We start from the raw sequence: 412 nt of genomic DNA on the forward strand, positions 1-412 counted from the left end.
ATCGCCGACAACATCAGCTTCTTCGATTCGCAGGCCGACCCGCTCTGGGTGGCGCAATGCGCGCAGCTGGCGGCCGTGCATGCGGACATCGTCGCGATGCCGATGGGCTACAACACGCTGGTGGGGGACATGGGCACGGTGCTGTCGGGCGGCCAGAAGCAGCGGGTGCTGCTTGCGCGGGCGCTTTACAAGCGGCCGAAGATCCTGGTGCTGGACGAGGCGACGAGCCATCTCGACGTGCAGCGCGAACAGCAGGTGAATGCCGCTGTCAGCGCGCTGCAGATGACGCGCCTGATCGTCGCGCACCGGCCGGAGACGATCGCGTCGGCATCGCGCGTGGTCGTGCTGAACGGCGGCAAGATCGTGCTCGACCGGCCGACGTCGGCGCTCTCGGTGAATGGGGCGGCGCCGG

The 412-nt window shown here is 68.4% G+C and carries 1 protein-coding gene; it reads left to right on the forward strand.

Features of this window, described 5'->3' with window-relative positions; genetic code table 11:
* Window positions 1-412 (forward strand): ATP-binding cassette domain-containing protein (locus RZR99_RS33130; protein ID WP_323123869.1); only part of this gene is annotated, 412 nt, incomplete at both ends.

This window comes from Burkholderia alba, assembly GCF_034721475.1.
GTDB lineage: Bacteria > Pseudomonadota > Gammaproteobacteria > Burkholderiales > Burkholderiaceae > Burkholderia > Burkholderia alba.